At 55.4% G+C, this 20074-nt stretch carries 19 protein-coding genes; 7 read left to right on the top strand and 12 right to left on the bottom strand.

Annotation, left to right across the window (positions count from 1 at the left end; all coding sequences use genetic code 11):
* Positions 1-212: 212 nt before the first annotated feature.
* Both CFB04_RS07390 and CFB04_RS07395 read left to right on the top strand, forming a co-directional pair.
* The gene (locus tag CFB04_RS07390) at positions 213-881 is read left to right on the top strand and encodes a hypothetical protein (protein ID WP_088534676.1); all 669 of its coding nucleotides are present in this window, start codon (positions 213-215) and stop codon (positions 879-881) included.
* A complete protein-coding gene (locus CFB04_RS07395; protein WP_157698749.1) occupies positions 860-1423 on the top strand; it encodes a FlgO family outer membrane protein in 564 nt (187 codons plus the stop codon). Before CFB04_RS07390 ends, CFB04_RS07395 begins: the two co-directional genes overlap by 22 nt.
* 57 nt (positions 1424-1480) lie before the next feature.
* Here CFB04_RS07395 and CFB04_RS07400 read toward each other — a convergent pair whose 3' ends face one another.
* From CFB04_RS07400 to CFB04_RS07440, 9 genes are all read right to left on the bottom strand, one after another.
* Positions 1481-2983, bottom strand: coding sequence for a response regulator (locus CFB04_RS07400; RefSeq protein WP_088534678.1), 1503 nt, complete (start codon positions 2981-2983; stop codon positions 1481-1483).
* Positions 2984-3372: 389 nt separating this feature from the next.
* The gene (locus CFB04_RS07405) at positions 3373-4062 is read right to left on the bottom strand and encodes a carbonic anhydrase (RefSeq protein WP_088534679.1); all 690 of its coding nucleotides are present in this window, start codon (positions 4060-4062) and stop codon (positions 3373-3375) included.
* 80 nt (positions 4063-4142) lie between these two features.
* Entirely contained in the window at positions 4143-5048 is a 906-nt protein-coding gene (locus CFB04_RS07410; RefSeq protein WP_088534680.1) for an ATP-binding protein, read from the bottom strand.
* Complete coding sequence (locus tag CFB04_RS07415; RefSeq protein WP_088534681.1) at positions 5048-5851, bottom strand: M48 family metallopeptidase; 804 nt, start codon at positions 5849-5851, stop codon at positions 5048-5050. Before CFB04_RS07415 ends, CFB04_RS07410 begins: the two co-directional genes overlap by 1 nt.
* Before the next feature lie 20 nt (positions 5852-5871).
* Positions 5872-6366: a hypothetical protein gene (locus tag CFB04_RS07420; RefSeq protein WP_231934427.1), complete on the bottom strand. Its 495-nt coding sequence runs from the start codon at positions 6364-6366 to the stop codon at positions 5872-5874.
* A 43-nt stretch (positions 6367-6409) separates the two neighbouring features.
* Positions 6410-7273: an oligopeptide ABC transporter permease gene (gene opp4C, locus CFB04_RS07425; protein ID WP_231934428.1), complete on the bottom strand. Its 864-nt coding sequence runs from the start codon at positions 7271-7273 to the stop codon at positions 6410-6412.
* A 13-nt stretch (positions 7274-7286) separates the two neighbouring features.
* Complete coding sequence (locus tag CFB04_RS07430) at positions 7287-8267, bottom strand: ABC transporter permease (RefSeq protein ID WP_088534684.1); 981 nt, start codon at positions 8265-8267, stop codon at positions 7287-7289.
* Entirely contained in the window at positions 8267-9886 is a 1620-nt protein-coding gene (locus CFB04_RS07435; protein WP_088534685.1) for a peptide-binding protein, read from the bottom strand. Before CFB04_RS07435 ends, CFB04_RS07430 begins: the two co-directional genes overlap by 1 nt.
* Positions 9883-11595, bottom strand: a complete 1713-nt coding sequence (locus CFB04_RS07440; protein WP_088534686.1) for a tetratricopeptide repeat protein — start codon at positions 11593-11595, stop codon at positions 9883-9885. Before CFB04_RS07440 ends, CFB04_RS07435 begins: the two co-directional genes overlap by 4 nt.
* 238 nt (positions 11596-11833) lie before the next feature.
* On the opposite strand from CFB04_RS07440, the gene CFB04_RS07445 reads away from it, so the two are divergent.
* The 5 genes from CFB04_RS07445 (at position 11834) to CFB04_RS07465 (ending at position 17763) form a co-directional block, all read left to right on the top strand.
* Complete coding sequence (locus CFB04_RS07445; RefSeq protein WP_088534687.1) at positions 11834-13396, top strand: bifunctional aminoglycoside phosphotransferase/ATP-binding protein; 1563 nt, start codon at positions 11834-11836, stop codon at positions 13394-13396.
* Positions 13393-13659 (top strand): hypothetical protein, encoded by a 267-nt coding sequence (locus CFB04_RS07450; RefSeq protein WP_088534688.1) that lies wholly within the window; start codon positions 13393-13395, stop codon positions 13657-13659. The genes CFB04_RS07445 and CFB04_RS07450 overlap by 4 nt, the downstream gene beginning before the upstream one ends.
* The gene (locus CFB04_RS07455) at positions 13656-16895 is read left to right on the top strand and encodes a SpoIIE family protein phosphatase (RefSeq protein WP_088534689.1); all 3240 of its coding nucleotides are present in this window, start codon (positions 13656-13658) and stop codon (positions 16893-16895) included. The genes CFB04_RS07450 and CFB04_RS07455 overlap by 4 nt, the downstream gene beginning before the upstream one ends.
* Positions 16896-16990: 95 nt before the next feature.
* The gene (locus CFB04_RS07460) at positions 16991-17326 is read left to right on the top strand and encodes an STAS domain-containing protein (protein ID WP_088534690.1); all 336 of its coding nucleotides are present in this window, start codon (positions 16991-16993) and stop codon (positions 17324-17326) included.
* Between the two features lie 11 nt (positions 17327-17337).
* Positions 17338-17763, top strand: coding sequence for an ATP-binding protein (locus tag CFB04_RS07465; protein ID WP_088534691.1), 426 nt, complete (start codon positions 17338-17340; stop codon positions 17761-17763).
* Positions 17764-17770: 7 nt separating this feature from the next.
* Here CFB04_RS07465 and lgt read toward each other — a convergent pair whose 3' ends face one another.
* The 3 genes from lgt to CFB04_RS07480 form a co-directional block, all read right to left on the bottom strand.
* On the bottom strand, positions 17771-18562 hold the full coding sequence (gene lgt, locus CFB04_RS07470; protein ID WP_088534692.1) for a prolipoprotein diacylglyceryl transferase: 792 nt from the start codon (positions 18560-18562) through the stop codon (positions 17771-17773).
* Between the two features lie 583 nt (positions 18563-19145).
* The gene (locus tag CFB04_RS07475) at positions 19146-19721 is read right to left on the bottom strand and encodes a DUF4124 domain-containing protein (RefSeq protein ID WP_088534693.1); all 576 of its coding nucleotides are present in this window, start codon (positions 19719-19721) and stop codon (positions 19146-19148) included.
* Complete coding sequence (locus CFB04_RS07480; RefSeq protein WP_088534694.1) at positions 19706-20050, bottom strand: histidine triad nucleotide-binding protein; 345 nt, start codon at positions 20048-20050, stop codon at positions 19706-19708. The genes CFB04_RS07475 and CFB04_RS07480 overlap by 16 nt, the downstream gene beginning before the upstream one ends.
* Between the last annotated feature and the right edge of the window lie 24 nt (positions 20051-20074).

The raw sequence follows: 20074 nt of genomic DNA on the forward strand, positions 1-20074 counted from the left end.
CTCCTGTTGAACAATTTTGACACCCATCAGTATCGCGCCCCTTCTGAAGCCGATCTTCACGGAATTCGCCCACCTGCACCGGATCCGGTCCGATGGACACACCAGCCTCCCTCCAGGGCACACAAGTTGCTTTCACTCAGACGATGCCGTTCTGCAGCCGTCATTGGCCAGCAATCGGCTCAAGCACTTTCGTTTCCCACAGAGGAGGAAACATGAGGCTCATCAGCCTTTCCATTGCTTTTGTACTGCTGGCTTGCGGATGTGCGTCCCAGCTTCCCGTGCCGCAAAACCATCCGCTCACCTTCCAGAAAAAACTCCGCTCTGCTCACCACTGGGACGTCATTGCAGACGATGTCGCCGACCGGACCCGTGCTTCGTTACCGCCATCTGAACGCGGGCCAAACGGCAAGCCGCTCTACATAGCGGCACCGCCTGAAAACACCCCATTCAACAGGGCATTCCACAACTTTCTCGTGACACGCATGGTTAATCGGGGCATCCCTGTAAGCAGCAGCAGGGATAACGCTCGAGAGATCCGGTACGAGATCCAACTCGTCCGCCATAACAGCAGCCGCTACACACATATTCCTGGCACACTGACAGCCCTTGCAGCCGGGGTTTCCGTCATACGGGGTCTTTCAGATGCAGGATCCTGGGCTATACCTGGTGCTCTTGGGGCCGCGGGGCTGGCCGACTTCGGCTCAGGCCACTTTGCCGGCTGGCCGACCGCAACGGAGCTCATCATCACCACATCGATCACGGAAGGCTCCACCTATATGCTTCGCAAAACGGATGTGTACTACATATATGACGCCGACACGGATCTTTTCGTGGAGGCGCTGGAAAGGCCGGTCAAACAATGGCAGATAGTCGGAAAATAATCGCGCTTCTGGCCCTCGCTGCCCTGTTCGGCACCTCCGGCTGCTCAGTCCTTCCACCAGTCGAATTCGATCCGGCAGTGAACCGTAATGCCGCTGACCGGCTCGTTCCCGCTACCCATCAAGCGGTGGATCGGTTGCTGACATCCTTTATCCCCGGAACAAGTCTGGCCGCTAACCGACCTGTAATCGTCGCGACTCTCGTCAACAATGATGATCTGAATGGTTCACGGTTCGGAAGACTTCTGTCGGAACAGATCGGAACGCGGCTGACACAAAAGGGATATCCAGTTATAGAACTGAAACTGCGGGAGGCAATCTTCATGAGACAGCTGGAGGGGGAACTGCTCCTATCTCGTAACGTACAGGACGTATCTCTCAATCACAGCGCGCAGGCTGTGCTGGTAGGGACCTACACGGAGGCGCGGGGCTTCGTGTACGTGACGATGAAGATCGTGGAACCGGGCGAGAATAAAACCATAGCGGCACATGATTATGCACTGCCCCTAGACAGGACGGTCAGATCGATGCTGACCAAGTACTGAGGAAGGTAAGGCTGCAGGTTGTGGCATTGAAATGCGAGAACTGAAATAGCAGCGCGATCAACCCAGAGTGAAATATATTGTGGCTCCCCGGTCGGTTTCCCCTTCCGCCCAGACCCGCCCGCCATGCCTCTGAACGACGCGCTGCACGATTGCCAGTCCGAGACCCGGCCCGGAGAGCTCCTCGGAAGGATGGATACGCTGGAAAGGTTTAAAAAGTTTCGTGGCAAACTTCGGGTCGAACCCCACTCCGTTGTCGCGGACGAAGTACACGGTTTTCCCTTCATTGCGTGCTATTCCGAACTCAATGCGAGCGTTTTTTTTATGAGATGTGCATTTCCAGGCGTTTCCCACAAGATGTTCCACGACCAGCTTCAGGAGCCCGGGATCTCCCTTCACTACTATTCCGGGAGCGACAGAAATATTGGCTTTCCGGTCCGGAGCGGCTGCTTGCAGCTCTGCTGCCACCGACTGCACCATAGCCGCGAGGTCGACATCCTGGCATATCATGGCACGTCGGCTGATCTGGCTCAGGTTGAGCAGTGCGTCGATGATCTGCTTCAAGTCCCGGCACGTCTTCCCGATCCGTTCCGCATAGAGCTTCCCCTGATCATCAAGTCGGTCAAGGTACTCATCGATAAGAATGTTGCTGAATCCCTGCAATCGTGAAATCGGACCTCGCAGGTCATGGGAAACGGCATCGCAGAAGTCGTCCAGCTCCTTTTTCGCAGCTTCCAGTGAGGCGCCACGCTGGATGATTCGGAATTCCAGCTCGGCGTTGAGCCTTCTGGCCTCCTCCTCTGCTGTACGACGCTCCGTGATATCCTCAGCGATCCCTAAGAAACCTGAAATGGAACCCCCGGGACCTTGCACCGGAGTCAGGTCTAACTGCTTCCAACGATTCGTCCCCTCATTCCTGCACGGGATCTCGCCCCGCCAGGGACTACCACTACTGATGGATCTGGAAATGCTCCTGAAAAGATCGGAAAAGCGGTCCCCTGCCTCGACGGATGCGATGTCACGCCCTGCCGTTTCTGCCTCACTGCAGCAGGCGAGACTGTAATAGCGTGAATTAGCGAAGCGAATGGTGCCATCCGGTCCCGTCAGCACTATCCCATGTGCTCCCTGCTGCAACGCCAGGGTAAGGAGGCTTCCCTGCTGCAGCTTGTCTTCCTGCCGAACCGAAGCGTGGCATGCATCCAGTGCCGCAGTAATACGTTCCGGGTCAGCGGGCTTTGGAAGATAATGCCGAACACCCATTTCCATAGCAGACAATATAAATTCGGAATCCATGCAACGCGTCACAACCACTACCGGCACCGCGCCATCTTTAGCCCTGATTTGACGCAACATCTCGAGACCGCCAAGAACGGGAAGGTCGAGTTCCGTAATGACAAGATCGGGCTTCGTCTCTTCAAAGATACGTAGCCCCTCTTGCCCGTTCTCCGCAACATGAAGAAGGTATCCCATCCGGCTCAGGAGCTTTGCAGTCTGAGCAAAGACAGCCGGATCGTTCTCAATATAGAGGAGCGAGTATTTGGTTTTTGACTCGGGTCTCTTCATCTTGGGTCGCCTGGAGAATTATCCTACGCCATTGTAGATCAGCGATCATGAGTCAGCACATTGCATACCAGAACTACCATGCGCCGCAGAACACCCTCAACGTGCTTCAGCAGCGGATCGAGCGACCATCCCCGCATTGCATGATTCACCGAAGACGGTGATCCAGTGATCAGTTCATCACTTCGCTTGTTCAAAAATCGGCTTGTTGTTTAGCCAGTCGTGAAACCGGATGGATGCTCTTCCCAGGAAGGGGGGGAGTGGAGAGACGCGGTAATTCCGGTGAAGACTTAAACTGCTGCATTTGACAGCTACCGCTCCTGATCGTTCCTCCGGCAGACCGGTGAGCCTTTTCCCGAGGAAACGATCTGGAGGCAGTACCTGTAACAACCTTATTTCAACTTCATCAATGAAACCTTACCATCATCGAGATCATATTTCGCGCCTACGATCTTGACCTTGCCTTCCTTCACCAATTGCTTTAGAACGGCAGACTGCTTGGTCAGGCTTTCAGCGACGAGCACAACGTTATCGTCAATTGCCGTTTCGACCATTTCCGATTTGCTCCTGCCTGCGGCTTCTTTTTTAGCCTGCTTCACCGCAGGTGCAATTTTTTTCACAATCTCGCCGATATTTCCTTCCGGCTTTCCTTTGGCATCCACCGCCGCGGTGACGGCTCCACAGCGTTCATGCCCCAATACGACGATGAGCGGAGAATTTAGATGCTCGGCAGCATATTCGATGCTGCCGAGAACGACCGGGTCCGGTACATTGCCTGCGACACGCACCACGAAGAGCTCGCCTAGCCCCTTATCGAAGATGATCTCTGGAGGAACGCGGGAATCCGAGCAGGAGAGCACGATGGCGTACGGCTGCTGACCTTTCGCGAGGCTTTCCCTGGCTTTTAGATCACACAGTTTCTGTCCTGTCATCTGGTTCTCGATGTACCGCTTGTTGCCCTCCATCAATCTCTGAAGAGCTTCATCCGCGGATATACCTGCCGCTCCTGCAGCAAATGCGAGCGCTCCTGCTGAAAACAAAAAACCAGCTGTTATTCCGAGAGCTTTGGCTGCCTGACCCATAACTCCTCCTTTGTAAAATTTGAGAACTATTATTAACATTTTCAAACTTTAGATGTCAATACGTTTTCTTCTTAACATTATTATCTGATCCGCACCCGCAGGCGCCCTGCCAGGTCGTCGATGAACTGGCGCGCTCCTCGGCCGCTTCGACGGCCTCCGTGCAATGCCCATCGTATCGCCTCTCGGCGCAGTTCTTCAAACGGTACAGGCAGGTTCAACGAACGGGCGTACTTCTCGACGATGGAAAGAAATGTCTCCTGGTCGAAGGTCGAAATCCCCAGTGTCAGCCCGAAGCGGTCCGAGAGCGCGAGCTTTTCTGAAACCGCCTCTTCAGGATGAATCTCTCCTCCCCCGATATTGTCCGACATCGGCTCAGGGAGTAGATGGCGCCGGTTCGAGGTGGCATAAATCAGAACATTCTCCGGCCGCTCTTCCAAGCCGCCATCGAGAAGGGTCTTCAAACCGCGGTAATCTTCGCCTTCACCGAACGAAAGGTCGTCGCAGAAAAGGATGAAGCTATAATCCTGCCCCCTGAGCCCCTTCAGAATTGCCGGCAGGCTCAGAAGATCCCACCGCTGTACCTCGATGAACCGCAGACCGCGAGGGCCGAACATCTTCAGCAGTGCCTTTACGCAGGACGATTTGCCATTTCCCCGCTCTCCCCAGAGAAGTACATTGTTGGCAGGATACCCGGCAACGAACTGCTCGGTGTTCCTGACCAGTTCGTCGCGAATGTGATCAATGCCTACCAGGTCATCCATCTGGACAAGATGGGGGTGCTCCACAGGCACCAAATACCCCGAGACTCCCTTACGTTCCCACCGAAAGGCCCAGTACTCGGCAAATGTAATCGCGAGATCCGGAGCTTGGGGGAAGAGCTGTTCCATGATCTTCTCCCCCCGGCTTACAAGGCGCTCCAGGTGCCCGGCTACTTCCAGCAACCCGGCGAGTGCAATCGACGTCTCTGTCTGCTGCCCCTCGGGCATCAGCGGACCTTCTCCTTCGCTTTCTTGAAAGCTGCCTCGCTTCCAGCAGAATACGAACGGGGCTGAAGCTTGGCAATCTCCTCCTTCACCTCTTTTATGCGGTCAGTAGTGAGTGGGTGGGACGAGAAAAACTTCGTGAGCAGGTTCGGGTCCTGATGATTCATCTTGTCGAGCTTCTCGAAGAACTTCACGATTCCCTGGGGGTTGTATCCCGCCTTGTGCATGGTTTCAACGGCAAGGAAATCCGACTGGCTCTCCATCCCCCGGCTGTATGCAAGGGAGCCCGCCTTCCCGAAAAGGGATGTGGCCAGCTGCGTCAGGAGTCCGGGGTTCTGCCCGAGCACCAGCTGCAGGAGCAGAGTGTACCCGTACTGCTGCGTGAGCTGTCTTGTTGCATGGCGGGCGACTACATGGTTTATCTCGTGGGCAACCACTCCCGCGAGCTCGTCTTCAGTGTCAGCAGCCTTAAGGAGGCCGCTCTGGACGTAGATGTGGCCGCCGGGTACGGCAAAGGCGTTGACGCTGTCCTCCTGCACGACCTTGAATGTATAGTCGAATTTGACCTCGCGCGCTCCGGACAGCAGCTTTTTCCCCAGCGAATCAACGTAGGCCTGGACCTCAGGGTCCTTCACCAGTGTGTACTGCTTCTCGATCTCGCCGGCGAACTTGTCGCCGAGCTGCTTCTCCTGGTCGATGGAGATCAGGTTGAATCCCTGGATGTTGGACTTGCTGACAGCGCAGCCGGAACCGATTCCAGCCACCATCAGCACGCCCAACATCATAAGCATTCGCCACTGTTTCATGGGTCACCTCGTCATGTCTTTCAGTCCTGTTTCAGGGAGCACTCGCGCTCCCATGCGCCATAGCCGTCGCCGGAAATATTCCAGAAGGATTCGATCCGCGATTCGTAGTATGCAGCCTCCGAACACTCAGACTCTATTTTCTCCATGCAGGAAGCGGCAATCCAGCCACGGCGGTGAAGAAACCGGTAGAATTCCCTTATCCCCTCCAGATGGCGGCCGAGTTCCGTCATGTTAGGCTCCAAGGTTGAGACAATATACCAGTTACCCGCGAACTGCCGCACTGTCCCGAGCACCTCGGTGAACAGATTCAGCTGTTTGATAGACACAAGAAAATCGCGCACGAAATAGTCGGCGCTTCCGGCAAGTTCGGTGGCACGCGAGGGAGAAAGGCCATCATCTAGGAGCTGATCGTAAAAATTACGGAGCAGTTCCTTGCACAGACCATCCACACGCAGCTCGTCGTCCAGGGTTCCCAGGGCGAAATCGCCCTTCTCTATTTTTAGTTCTGCCGCCACCACTCCCCCTATACCATGCCAGGATGATGCTCCCAGTCGTCGCTCACCTGTTCAGACGTGGATCCAGTGCGTCACGAATTCCCTCGCCGACGAGATTGTAGGATAAGACCGTCACCAGAATGGCCAACCCCGGAAACAGGGAAAGCCACCACGCGAACTCGATATAGTCCTTCCCAGAGGTAAGGATATTACCCCAACTCGGATCGGGAGGCTGTACGCCGATACCTAAAAACGAAAGGGCCGATTCCGTCAGTATCGCCCCCGCCACTCCAAGGCTGGCGGAAACGAGCACCGGAGACATGGCGTTGGGGAGAATATGCCGGAAGATGATCCGGAAATCGGAGGCACCCAGCGCCCGGGCCGCATGCACATAGTCCCGTTCGCGAAGCGACAGGACCTCAGCACGAACGAGCCGCGCAACCCCCATCCACCCCGTAAATCCTATGATCATCATTATATACCAGATGGATGGCTCAAGCATGGCGATGACCGCCAGGATCAGAAAAAATGTGGGAAAGCAGAGCATGATGTCCACGAGCCGCATCATGATTGAGTCGATCCATCCCCCGTAATATCCTGACACGAGTCCAATCACCGTACCGATGACCACCGCAATCCCGACAGCGACGAATCCGACCTTCAGCGAGATGCGGGCTCCGTACACCACACGGGTAAAGACATCGCGTCCCAGTTCATCGGTACCGAACCAATGGTCGGTCGACGGGGGAAGCAGAACGTGGTAGGCATCGATCGCTCCGGGATGATAGGGAGTTATGAATGGTGCGAGAAAGGAAATAAGGAACAGGAGCAGTATGACCACAGCCCCTGCCACGGCAAAGCGGTTGCGGCGGAACCTCTGCCAGTAGATGGCCAAAAGGCTGCCGGGACGCGAGGTATCCTGCTTCACTCGGATCTCCCCCTCATTTCTGTCCATGCCTGATTCTAGGATCGGCAAGAGCATAGCAAAGATCCGCCAGCAGGTTTCCGATCAGGGTCAGGAACGCGCCGATTACCAAAATTCCCATCACGAGAGGATAGTCCCGCGCCATGACCCCCTGGTAAAAGAGCTGCCCCATCCCGGGGATGGCAAAGATCGTCTCGAAGATGACGCTTCCCCCGATGAGAGCCGGCAGGGAAAAACCCAGCAGGGTAATCACCGGCAGCAGCGCGTTTCGCAGGGCGTGGCGGTAGATCACTGCCCGCTCCGAGAGGCCTTTGGCCCTGGCCGTGGTTATGTAGTCCTGGCGGATAACCTCCAGCATGTTCGAACGCATGTACCGGGAAAGCCCAGCGAGGCTCCCGAAGGTCGCGACCCCAATGGGCATCACCAGGTGCTTCGCCTGGTCCCACAACTGCGCCCCCCACGACAGCTTCTCGTATCCGAGGGAGTGTAGCCCCGATATCGGGAGCCAGCCGAGCTTGACGCCGAACAGGTACATCAGGAGGAGTGCCAGCCAGAAAGTCGGAACTGCGAAGCCGATGAATACAAAAACGGTGATTCCTTTGTCGGCCCAGGTATCGCGGTGGGTCGCGGCATAGATGCCGATGGGAATGGCCAGCGCGAATTCGAGGATCAGCGCGATGATGTTGAGGCGAAGCGTTACCGGGATCCGTTCCTTGATCTTGTCGATCACCGGCCTGTTGTCGGGAGCGAAAGAGCGGCCGAAATCGAGCTTAGCCATCTTTCCGAGCCACGTTAGATACTGGACATGGAGCGGCTTGTCGAGGCCGTAGAACTTCCTCAGCCGCTCACGGCTCTCCGCAGAAACCTTCGGGCTCATATCGAGCTGCATCTCGACCGGAGCCCCCGGTGCGAGATGGATCACGGTGAAGGTGATAAGCGTAATGCCGATCAGGAGCGGACCCAAGGTCAGCAGTCGTCTCATAAGATAGGAAAGCATCAGTATACCTGCTCCGCCTTCGGAACGTACCACTTGATGATGTTGTGCGTCAGCCCCTGGGGCGCCGGCTCAATCCCCCGGATGCGAGCGCTGACAGCGGGAAGAGCATCCGGCACATACAGAAAAGTATAGGGTTGATCGTAGGCGAGTATGTCCTGGATCCGCCAGTAACAGCGCCGGCGCTCCTCCTGGTCGAAGGTGCCGCGCCCCTTTTCGATGAGGCGGTCAACCTCAGAGTTTCGGTACCCGATGAAGTTCAGCTCCTTCGGCCCCGTCTTGCTCGAATGCCATACATCGAAGATATCCGGATCCTGGCCCAGGGTCCATCCTAGCAGGATCGCATCGAAATCTCGCTTGTCTATAAAGTTCGAAATAAGTGAGGCCCACTCGATAACCCGGATCTTCACGTCAATGCCCACCACCCTCAGGCGCTGCTGGATGATCTGTGCCGCCTTGAGCCGCTGCTCGTTCCCCTGGTTCGTAAGAATTGTGAACTGTAGCGGCCTTCCATCTTTTACAAGGACCCCCTGGGCATTTTTGCTGGTCCAGCCGGCTTCGGCCAGCAGCCGCATCGCCCGCTGCGGGTTGTAATCGAAGTCCCTGATGTCGGGCTTCCAGGCCCAGGTCCCTGGTTTGTAGGGACCTCTGGCCACCTGCCCCATTCCGAGCAGGACGCCGTGGACAATTTCATCCTTGTTTATCGCCGAAGTAACGGCCTGCCTCACGCGGCGATCGGCGAAAAGGGGATTCTTCAGATTATACCCGAGGTAGGCGTAGGAAAAAGCGGGGTAGCGATACTTGTTGAAACGTGAGCGGAATTCGGCCGTGTCGGTCTGGCGGGAGTACTGCACGGGAGAAAGCCCCATCATGTCCACTCCCCCGGCCTTGAGCTCCATGTACATGGTGGAAGTATCGGGGATGATGCGGTAGACGATCCGGGAAAGGAATGGCGCCCCCTCAAAATACTCGTTGAACGATTCGAGCGTCAGCTTCTGCCCCGGCACCCACTCCTTAAAAACATACGGACCGGTGCCCACAGGCTTTCTGGACAACTCGCTTTTCGTTATGTCCTTCCCTTCGAGCAGGTGAGCAGGAAGAACTGCTGCACCCCATGAGGCAAGGGCAGGAGCGAAAGGTTTGACGTAAGTGACGCGGATTGTGTATGAATCGGGCGCTTCGACCGATTTTACCTGCTTGAAATCTTCTGCGTATGCCGTAGGTGTCGCGGGGTCAACGGTGACACGATAGGTATACATGACGTCGCGCGAAGTAAAATCCTTCCCGTCGTGCCACTTTACCCCCTTACGAAGCCGAAAAGTGATGACAAGGCCGTCTGCAGAGATATTCCATGTCTCGGCCAGGTCTCCGACCAGCTTCAGATCCTTGTCGTACTTGACGAGTCCGTTGAAGACATAGCCGGCAACATCGTGAGAGGCGCTGTCTGATGCAAGAAGGGGGATGAGATTGGAAGGTTCTCCGATGGAGCCGAGAACGAGGGCGTCACCATGGGCGGGGGGGCCGGCAACCCGGCGGACGGGGGGAGAGGATGTCTCTGTCCGTGTGCACGCCACGAGAAGTGCCAGCATCAGAAACAAACAGACAATCCGTCCTTCCCTCATTTGTCACTTGTCTCCGCCTTGATTTTCCGGATTTTCTCGGCCAGATCCTTCCGGTCAGGATCGAGCTTGAGTGCCTTTTTGTACAGAGGGAGCGCCTTGCGGTGATTTTCAACGGCAGCGTACGCATCGGCCAGATGGGCGATGACGGTGGCATCGTCCTCAAGCAGCTCGACCGCCCGCTCCAGTTGCACTATGGCCTCGTTGTAACGTTTGAGCTTATAGTAGACCCAGCCGAGGCTATCGAGGATGAAGCCGTCGTTGGGACGAAGGCTCACCGCCTTCCTGATGTACTGAAGGGCCTCCTCCAGATTGGTTCCCATTTCGGCATAGGTATAGCCGAGGTAGTTGAGAGCTTGCGCGTCGTCGGGAACCAGTTGGATCACCTTCTTCATGCGAAGGATCGACTCGTCACGCTTCCCAAGCTTGTCATAAAGGATGCCTATGCGGAAAAGCAGTCTCGATTCACTGGGGAATCGGCCCTCTACGCTCCGGAGAGTCTTGAGGCCCTCTTCATACTTCTCCATCGACTCATAGAGGCCAGAGAGGAGCAGGTACGGCTCGACCCGCGCCGGGTTTGAAGCTATCGCCTTCTCCAGGAGCGCAATCCCCTTCTGCGGCTCCCCCTTCTCCTTATAGATGAAGGATATCTGACCTAGCGCGTCGAAATAGTTGAAAGCGGTTTCCGGTATGCGGGAAAAGTGCTCCAGAGCATTATCAAGGTCACCTTTTTCTTCATAAGCAGTGCCGAGGTAGAAGCGGATCTGCTGGGCTTCCGGCTCCAGCTTCAGTATCTCGCTGAACTCGCGGATGGCATCATCGAAGCGTTCGAGCTCGAGATATATGAGGCCGATCTTGCGCCGGGCGTCCATGCCTCCTTCCCCTTTTCCCATCTGCCCCTGAAGAAGGGAGAGGGCCTCCTGAAGGCGGTTTTGCTGGATGTAGAGCTGGACCAGGTGCTGCTGGACGTTTGTATTGCTCGGGTTTACTTCTAGAAGGTTCTTGTAGGCGGCAATGGCGTCATCGTATCGCCCCTGCACCTCCATTGTAATGGCGAGGTCGATCAGGGCCTGCTCGAAATCAGGTTTCAACTCCACAGCCTTCCGGTAATACTGAACCGCTTCCAGAGGGAGCTTCATCTGATCGTACGTCTTGCCGAGATAGTAGTAGCCGATTGCAGAATCCGGCACCGCAGCGACGAGTTCCTTCAGCGTATTGACCGCCTCTCCATACTCGAAGAGCTTCACGTATGAGATCGCCAGGTGCATGTACAACTCCTCTTTGGAGGGGTCCAGTTCCTTGGCTTTCCGGTAATAGACGATTGCTTCCTTATCCCGTTTGAGCCCCGCAAGAAGGTTTCCGGCGAGGGTGTAGGCTTTCAGATTCTTCGGATCGAGACTCACCGTCGTTTCGGCCTCTCTCAAAGCATCCTCGATCCTGTTCATCTTCAAGTATATCCCAGCAGCAGCAAGATGAAGGTGAGGAGCGTCGGAATCTGCCTGGATCGCAGCCTGCAGCAGCGCGAGTGCACCCTCGTTATCACCTTCCAAATTGTGCAGCCGGGATTGAGCATAGAGATACATGTTCCTCGAATCCACTATATCGACCGACGGACCGGCAGAAGCGCTTCTTGTTTGTTGAGGACCTGATGCACAGGCAGCAAGCAGTTCGAGCGCGGAGAGTCCGGCCACGATGGATACTAGAATCTTCATGAGGGTCCTTGAGAACGGAAAAAAATACCAGCCGCCCCGAAAGAATTGCCAAAGGCAATTCCTTCTGCACGCCCGGTCACTGACGTTTGCCCAAAAGCGATATACCGTTGTTTTAGAAGGAGTTCCGGCACCTGAAAAGCTAGCATAAAACAGCTGCACGGTCAAATATTTATCTCTTGCGGAGACAGCCGTTTATGATATGGTCTTTGTACGCCAATCATGCGGGCAAGGCGGCATAATGAACCAGGCGATGATCAAAGCCCTTCTCCGGACACAGGCCTACCCTGAGCCTACCCGTTCCGTGCAGTTGATTCAGACTCACGTCTCTTTCCTCTTTCTCACCGACGAGCATGTCTACAAGATAAAGAAGCCGGTCGACTTCGGCTTCCTCAACTTTACCACCCTCGACCGGCGGCGGTTCTATTGTGGAGAGGAAGTCAGGCTGAACCGGCGTCTCTGCCCCGATATCTACTTGGGGGTCGTCGAAGTACGTGATTCGCCGGAGGGCCCCACAGTGGGGGGGAGCGGGGCTGTGATAGACTATGCGGTAAAGATGAAAAGGCTCCCGGCGGAAAGGATGCTGGATCGTCTGATAGAGACGGGTAAGGTTTCAGAAGAGGACATGAGGCGGATCGGACATGTGATCGGCGCCTTCCACCTTAGAGCGGAGCGCAGCCCTAATATCGGGGAGTACGGAACAGTTGCCGCAATACGGCGCAATTGGCAGGAAAACTTCGAGCAGCTTGCCCCTTTTACAGGAGAAACGGTGAGCCGGGAGGACCTGCGTCTCATCCGGGATTGGGTGGAGCAATACCTCGACGAGCAGATGGAGCTTTTCCAGGCACGGGTGGCGGGCGGCTTCATCAGGGACTGCGACGGCGACATCCACCTCGAAAATATCTGCCTCACCGATCAGGTCAACATCTTTGACTGCATCGAATTCAACGATCGCTTCCGCTACTCCGACACCGCCGCCGACATGGCGTTCCTCGTGATGGACCTGGAATTTCATGGAAGGTCCGACCTTGTTACTCCCCTCGTCCAGGAATATACCGCCACCACAGGTGATCCGGACTTGATGCGACTGCTCGGATTCTATTCGACATATCGCGCGGTGGTGCGGGGAAAAGTAGAAAGTTTCCGGCTCAGGGATCCTCAGATTCCCGGCGAAGAAAAGGAAGCTGCGCGAAGGAAGGCGGCCAAATATCTCCATCTTGCCCGCAATTACGTACTCAGAAGCCGCCTGCCACTCACACTTTTCGTTACCTGCGGGATAACGGGAACCGGCAAGAGCACGGTGGCCGCTGCACTGGCAACGGAATTGGACCTGGAAATTTTTACGTCGGATATCGTACGTAAACAGCTGGCGGGGATGCCTGAAGTCCGGCATGTTTACTCCCAGTATGGAGATGGCATTTATACCGAAGCGTTTACCGAGTCCACCTACCGGCAACTGATGCACCTTGGAAAAGAAGCCCTTGCACGGGGTCGGAGCGTTCTCATCGATGCAACCTTCCGCCGCAAATCTGACAGGAGCATCTTCAGAGCAGTGGCTGGGCAATCCGGGGCCAGGTTCTTCATCATCCACACTTCATGCCCGGAAGACACGGCTCGACAGCGGCTCGATGAGAGGGCTGAAAAGAAAGGGGGCGTGTCGGACGGACGCTGGGAGATCTATCACCTGCAACGACAGGAATTCGAGCCCCCCGGAGCAGATGAAGCAAACCTTATTTTTATCGATACAACGTTACCGATTGATGATATTCTTAAGCACATTCTTCGGGAGACGGGGCTCGTATGACGCAACGCCGCACCCTTAAAAAACGCCTCCTACGCCGGATGTGCCTGACAGAATCGTGGGTGATCTTCTTCATTCTCGGCATCATCATGATGAACTACCCTTTCATCACCATCTTCAACAAGCCTTTCCTGATATTCGACATACCTCTCCTTTTCCTCTACTTCTCCATCGGCTGGCTGGTGTCGATACTTGTCATCTACTTCTTCACCCGCGCGATAGGCTTCTGCGAAAACGACCGGAAGCAAAGAGGAGACCAGCTTTGAAGCTGGGGATCGAACTGGTTGTAGGGGTTTCACTCCTCTACATATTCCTCCTCTTCCTCGTAGCCTACTATGCCGACCGGAAACGGGAACTGGGGCGGAGCATCATAAGCAATCCCCATATATATTCCCTTTCCATCGCGGTCTACGCGACCTCCTGGACCTTCTACGGCAGCGTCGGCAAAGCTGCCACCACCGGGCTAGACTACCTGCTCATCTATCTGGGACCCTCACTGGCAGCATTCTCCTGGTGGTTTCTGCTGCGCAAGATCGTCCGGATAAGCAAGGAAAACAACATAACCTCCATTGCCGACTTCATCAGTTCCAGGTACGGGAAGTCGCAGTGGCTGGGGGCGCTCGTCACCATAATAGCGATCCTTGGGATCATGCCCTACATCGCACTTCAGCTCAAGGCGGTCTCGACCACTTTCGACATAATCTGCGGATATCCAGCTCTGCAACTCGAGGCCCACGGTGCACCCGCAGTCACTCCCCATTCGGATTTCTTCACGGCCCTGATTCTCGCAATATTCGGCGTCATCTTCGGTGCAAGGCACCTGGTCTCCTCTGAAAGACACGAAGGGCTTGTGGCAGCCATTGCAGTGGAATCGGTTGTAAAACTCGCCACGTTTCTGATCGTCGGCTTCTTCGTCACCTTCGTCATGTTTGACGGCTTCACCGACATCTTCTCAAGGATACAGGAGCGGGGGGACCTCATCGTCCGCCTCACCACAATAGGTCAGAACGTCGACGACTCCTTCGTCAGCTGGTTCACGATGCTGTTTCTCTCGATGGGAGCGGTTATGCTTCTCCCCAGACAGTTTCATATAATGGTCATCGAGAATTCGGATGAGGAGCATATCAAGGAAGCAATGTGGCTCTTCCCGGCTTACCTCTTCCTCATCAATCTGTTTGTGATGCCCATCGCACTCGGCGGAATCATCTACTCGGGAGGGAGCCACGGCGCCGATTACTTCGTTCTCAACCTCCCTCTCAACACCGGCCACCGCTGGCTCGCCCTCCTCACCTTCCTGGGGGGCTTCTCGGCGGCGGCGGGGATGGTAATGGTGGAATCCATAGCAATCTCCACCATGCTCATGAATCATCTCCTCATGCCCATCGTAGTAAAACTGAAACCACGGGCGTGGTTCCCCCTGCTTCTCATAAACCTGAAACGTTTCGGTATTTTTCTCGTCGTTTTCCTCGGCTACCTCTACCACAGGATCGTGGGCGAGACATACATGCTGGTAAACATGGGGCTCATTTCATTTGCCGCTGCTGCCCAGTTCGGACCCGCCTTGGCCGGGAGCCTCTACTGGCGGCGGGGAAACAAGGCCGGCGCGATCACCGGGATATTCCTCGGCTTCCTAGCCTGGTTCTATACGCTCCTCATCCCCTCCCTCATCAGTTCAGGTTGGTGGCCCAGCAAAATCCTCGACCATGGGCCTTTCGGAATCGAGCTCCTGCGCCCCACGGCACTCTTCGGACTCACCGGCTTCGACATCTGGACCCATTCCCTATTCTGGAGCATGTTGTTCAATATCGGAGGGTATCTCGCCTGCTCGATTCTGCTGGAACAGGATGATACGGAGCGGGAGCAGGCAAAGAAGTTCATCGACGTATTCGATCCCCAGAAAAACGGGATTGCATGGGAGACGAAGCGGCTCTCAAAACCTATTACCATCATGCAGTTCGTAACCCTGATGTCGAAGTTCATAGGCGAGGCTCAGGCTCACGCCGCCATAGCCGACTACCTCGGTGACAGGGAGATCGACGAAAAAGGGAGCGTTTCTGAGTTCGAACTCCCCAAACTGAAGCGATTCATCGAAAAATCTCTGGCAGCTTCGGTGGGCGCAGCGGCAGCAGGAGCAATAGTTGAAAGCTATCTCTCCGACCTCGGCTCGAAGATGGAATCGGTCTACGACATCTTCAGCACCGTTCGCTCGTCCCTGGCGGAAAGCCGCGAGGCTCTATACGTACGGCTGCGGGCATCGGAGATCATGAGCAGGACCACGGATCTCCAGACCATCATGGACGATCTTCTCGGCCTTCTCTTGAACGAGTTCAAGTTCGACCTTGCGATCATCCGTCTCATAAACAAGGAGGGAATTCTCACTGTGCAGAGCTACCGGGGAAGCGAAGCCCGGAGCATTACCGAGAGCGACTGGCTGCCAGAGATAGACACCTACATAGGGGAGGCATTCCTCTCCAACAAGCCGCAATTCATAAACGACACGGCAAACATCACCAAGCCCCGCTCCCGCGAGATCATGGAGAAGGAGGGGATCAAGTCCTTTGCCCATATCCCCATCGCAAGCGAAGGATCTCCCCCGACCGGGGTGCTTTCGGTATTTTCGAAGACAATCATCGGCTTCTTCACCGAGCCCTTCATCAGGCTCCTCGGAAGTCTCGCGGGACAGCTCGCCCAAGCCGTGAAAATCGACTCCGAAATGAAGGCGCGAGAACAGGAACGGCAGCAGAAGGAAAAGGCACTGCTGGAAAAGGCACGGGTGCTGCGGGACATGGAGCTGGCAAAACAGATACAGCTATCGTTACTGCCGGCCTCCCCTCCGGAACTGCAAGGCATGCAGTTGGCCAGCACCTGCGTGCCCGCTACTCATGTGGGGGGAGATTACTACGACTTCTTCCAGCGCGGCACTACTGTACTGGATGCCGTCATTGCCGATGTCTCGGGGCATAGCGTGGGAGCCGCTCTCATAATGGTCGAAACCCGAAGCGTCCTTCGAGCCCAGTTCCGCTTCACCGACAGCACGAGCGACATCCTCGCCGTCCTGAACAACCTTCTTTACGAGGATCTGACGAGGGCGGAGCTTTTCATCAGCATGTTCTACATCAAGTATGACGTAAGCACCCACGTCCTCACCTATTCGAGCGCCGGCCATAACCAGCCGATCCTCTTCCGACACGGACAGCTCGCCTGCAGCGAACTTGACGCGGAGGGACTTATCCTCGGAATCAAGAAGGATGTCGTTTTCGAGGAGAAGACTATCCGGCTGCAAAAAGGAGATGTGCTCGTGATCTATACGGACGGCATCACGGAGGCACAGAACGAAACAGGGGAACTTTTCGGCTCCACGCGGCTCTGCGAGATCATTTCGAAGGTTCACGATCAGCACCCGGATGTGGTTATCAACCGAATACTTTCGGAGGTAACCAGCTTCTGCAGCGGGCATCCGCTTGAAGACGACATCTCGCTTGTGGTGATGCGGATCGTCTGACGCCGTCCTGGAAGGAAGTGGTTGTGCCGGATGAGATATTGCTATATAAAAAGAATTGTGAGTAATTTTGAATTCATACGTACAGGAGCAACCCCATGAACCTGACACTGGAAAATAAGCACGAGATCATGGTTATCTTCGTGAAGGAAGAGCGGCTCGACGCACATAACTCGGGAGAGCTGAAAACAGAAATGCAGCGGCTGTTCGCCGAGGGAAAGAAGAATGTACTCGTGGACCTGAAAGATGTGCGTTTTATAGACAGCTCCGGACTCGGAGTTCTCGTATCTGGATTTAAGAACGCTATATCGCATCAGGGGAACCTGAAGCTGTCGGCACTGCAGCCCCAGGTGAAGTCGATGTTCGAACTGACAAGACTGCACCGCGTATTCGAGATTTTTCCATCCACGCAGGAAGCGCTCGAAAACTTCTAGCGGAGAGACGCATGGACAAGAACGAAATCGAAGTCGACATCAAGGTCCCGAACCAGACCCGCTATCTGAGCCTAATCGGGCGTATCGGCGAGGATGTCGTGAAGGAACTCGACCGTTACACGGGAGACCGGGAGACGCTCGCCTATCACATCAACCTGGTTCTTACAGAAGCCATGGTAAATGCGATCAAATACGCCAATGCGGACGACCCCGACAAAATGGTGCACATCTATATCAACATCAGCGACAGCGAGCTCGTAATCAAGGTCTTCGACAACGGGCAGGGGTTCGACATCAACTCGATTCCGAAACCGAATTTTCAAAAACTGGAAGACCGCGGGCGGGGCATTTTCATCATCAAGTCCTTCATGGACTCGGTCAAATACAGCAAGATCTGCGACGGAAATGTACTGGAAATGTCGAAAAAGCTGCACTAGCGGCGATTTATACCTTCCGTCCCCCGTGCGCATGCCGGTACGACCACCAAACCATCACCGCTCCTACGATCACCATCGGCAGGCTCAATAGCTGCCCCATGGAAAACCTTTCCACGACGAACCCGAGTTGCATGTCAGGCTCCCTGAAGAATTCGACGAAAAATCGAAAAAGCCCGTAGAATGCCAGAAAGAGCCAGGATAGAACTCCATACGGCGGGTTCTTCCGCATCACAAGCCACAAAATGGTGAACAGCACCACACCTTCCAGCAACGCCTCATAAAGCTGGGAAGGGTGGCGCGGCACGCCCCCTCCACCAGGAAAGACGACGCCCCAAGGCACGTCTGTAGCCCTGCCGTACAATTCCCCGTTGATGAAATTGCCGATCCTACCGAGGCCAAGGCCAATGGGCCCCGCCATGGCACAGAGATCGGCGACGGCAAAAAAAGCGACCTTCTTCTTTCGGGTGTACCAGAGGGTGGCGAGGATGGCGCCAGCGAGTCCCCCATGGAACGACATTCCTCCCTCCCATATGGCGAACACTTTGAGCGGATTCGCAAGGTAGAAGGCAAGGTTGTAGAAGAGAATATATCCGGTCCGTCCCCCGAGAATTACCCCGAGAGCACCCGTAAAGAGATAATCGGCCACATCCTCGCGGCTCAGGGGGAGCCCACGTCGCTTCGCCCCTGCCGAAATTATGAAGTAGGCAGCAATGAATCCTATGATGTACATGAGCCCGTACCAGCGAAACTCAAGAGGGCCGAGGCGAAGGAATACGGGATCGATATCTGGATACGCCATTGCTGCAGTTACCTCCTGATAAAGATGAGTGGGGGACTCTCAGGACGAAAGCCGCGTTACGGTAGCAGCAATCATCCAGTGTGTCAATCTCCCCCAGGTACTGCAGAGCTGGGCAGGACATACGGCTCCACGGCCTCCGTCACCGTCTGCTGAAGTTACAATCATACAACTAACTGCCTTGCCAGGAGGGCTGTAGGCACCCCTCGGCTGTATATCAAATATTTCCTCAAGCTCCCTTGGCGTGATCCGATACAGTTTCACAGGTGCAGCTTTCCGCACCACCTCTTATGAGGCCGCTCTTTAAACGCTCTGGAATTCAGGTATGTGACGTTGCGACGAGCCTGACGACTTTATGTTGAAAAGCTCCGGGTCCGGATGCGGTGTGCGCCCCAAGGGGTGCCTTAAGCATCTTCCCGGACTATGCTTGACGATGGGTCAGCATCTCTCGCCGGCACTACGGAAACCCCGGAGCATGCGGATTGATGCCGCACATCCTCCCTACCTCGCAGCATCAATTCAAAAAGCCCGAAGGCTCATTTGCCTTCGGGCTTTCTTTATTGCCGAACATCAGCAAGGACTGGTGTTATCGGCGCAGGTCCTCGGGAACCCTCACTTTGGTAGCTGCCGCATCGAGAAGATCCAGCTTTCCCCTGAGGCCGAGCACCTGTTTTTCGATGTTCCTGATGGAATGTTGCAATGTCAGGTACTCCCGGCGCGACATTCTCCCCGAATCCGCGAGTTGCTTCCGGGTATCGGTCAGCAGGGATTCAGCAGCCTTGAGATCAGTCCGGATCGAAACGAACTCGTTTCTCCAGGCGGCTCCCTCACGGTCGCCGAAGACTTTTTTCTCTTCCTGCCGCAAAGCAGGCACCTGCTCATGGCTTTCAGACTGAGGCAGCGGCGCACCGGCATCGGAAGAGGCAAGCACTGGAGAAGCCGGAGGCGAAACATATCCCACTCCAAAAGTTTTCGCCCTTTTCCTGTACTTGGCAGGTATGCGCCCCGGGTCCTCCGTAAAATTGATGGTCCCATGGTCGTCCACCCACCGGTATGTCTCTGCGCATGCCGAACCAGCCCAGAGAAGAGCCGCTGCGACCACTGCAAATCTGAACGCCCTTCCGAACCTTGCGTTTGAATCCGCCGCTACCCCGGAGGCCATTGAAGGCTCCTTCCTCCAAGCAGGTGGAAGTGGATGTGGAATACTGACTGTCCCGCCCCGGCATTGTTGTTGTTGACGATCCTGAAGCCCTCTTCGGCAACACCCTTCTCCCTGGCCAGACGTGCCGCAACCGTAAAAACCCGTCCGATAAGCCCTTCATGCTCTTGGCGCATATCGAGCGAGTTCACTATGTGCTGCCGGGGAATCACCAGCAGATGAACCGGCGCAACCGGGGAGATATCCTCGATCGCAATGACCAGATCGTCTTCGTATACTTTCTTTGCCGGGATCTCACCGCTAATTATCTTGCAGAAAATACAGTTGTCCATTCGGCTCCTCCTTCAAAATTGTCG

Source organism: Geobacter sp. DSM 9736 (genome assembly GCF_900187405.1).
Taxonomy (GTDB): Bacteria; Desulfobacterota; Desulfuromonadia; order Geobacterales; family Geobacteraceae; genus DSM-9736.

Coding starts and splice junctions, on each gene's coding strand:
- CFB04_RS07415 (WP_088534681.1), bottom strand. CDS start 5,851: ATGAAACAGTGGCGAATGCTTATGATGTTGGGCGTGCTGATGGTGGCT.
- CFB04_RS07405 (WP_088534679.1), bottom strand. CDS start 4,062: ATGGGTCAGGCAGCCAAAGCTCTCGGAATAACAGCTGGTTTTTTGTTT.
- CFB04_RS07445 (WP_088534687.1), top strand. CDS start 11,834: ATGAACCAGGCGATGATCAAAGCCCTTCTCCGGACACAGGCCTACCCT.
- CFB04_RS07400 (WP_088534678.1), bottom strand. CDS start 2,983: ATGAAGAGACCCGAGTCAAAAACCAAATACTCGCTCCTCTATATTGAG.
- CFB04_RS07480 (WP_088534694.1), bottom strand. CDS start 20,050: ATGGACAACTGTATTTTCTGCAAGATAATTAGCGGTGAGATCCCGGCA.
- CFB04_RS07440 (WP_088534686.1), bottom strand. CDS start 11,595: ATGAAGATTCTAGTATCCATCGTGGCCGGACTCTCCGCGCTCGAACTG.
- lgt (WP_088534692.1), bottom strand. CDS start 18,562: ATGGCGTATCCAGATATCGATCCCGTATTCCTTCGCCTCGGCCCTCTT.
- CFB04_RS07450 (WP_088534688.1), top strand. CDS start 13,393: ATGACGCAACGCCGCACCCTTAAAAAACGCCTCCTACGCCGGATGTGC.
- CFB04_RS07435 (WP_088534685.1), bottom strand. CDS start 9,886: ATGAGGGAAGGACGGATTGTCTGTTTGTTTCTGATGCTGGCACTTCTC.
- CFB04_RS07430 (WP_088534684.1), bottom strand. CDS start 8,267: ATGCTTTCCTATCTTATGAGACGACTGCTGACCTTGGGTCCGCTCCTG.
- CFB04_RS07410 (WP_088534680.1), bottom strand. CDS start 5,048: ATGCCCGAGGGGCAGCAGACAGAGACGTCGATTGCACTCGCCGGGTTG.
- CFB04_RS07475 (WP_088534693.1), bottom strand. CDS start 19,721: ATGGCCTCCGGGGTAGCGGCGGATTCAAACGCAAGGTTCGGAAGGGCG.
- CFB04_RS07390 (WP_088534676.1), top strand. CDS start 213: ATGAGGCTCATCAGCCTTTCCATTGCTTTTGTACTGCTGGCTTGCGGA.
- CFB04_RS07460 (WP_088534690.1), top strand. CDS start 16,991: ATGAACCTGACACTGGAAAATAAGCACGAGATCATGGTTATCTTCGTG.
- CFB04_RS07465 (WP_088534691.1), top strand. CDS start 17,338: ATGGACAAGAACGAAATCGAAGTCGACATCAAGGTCCCGAACCAGACC.
- CFB04_RS07395 (WP_157698749.1), top strand. CDS start 860: ATGGCAGATAGTCGGAAAATAATCGCGCTTCTGGCCCTCGCTGCCCTG.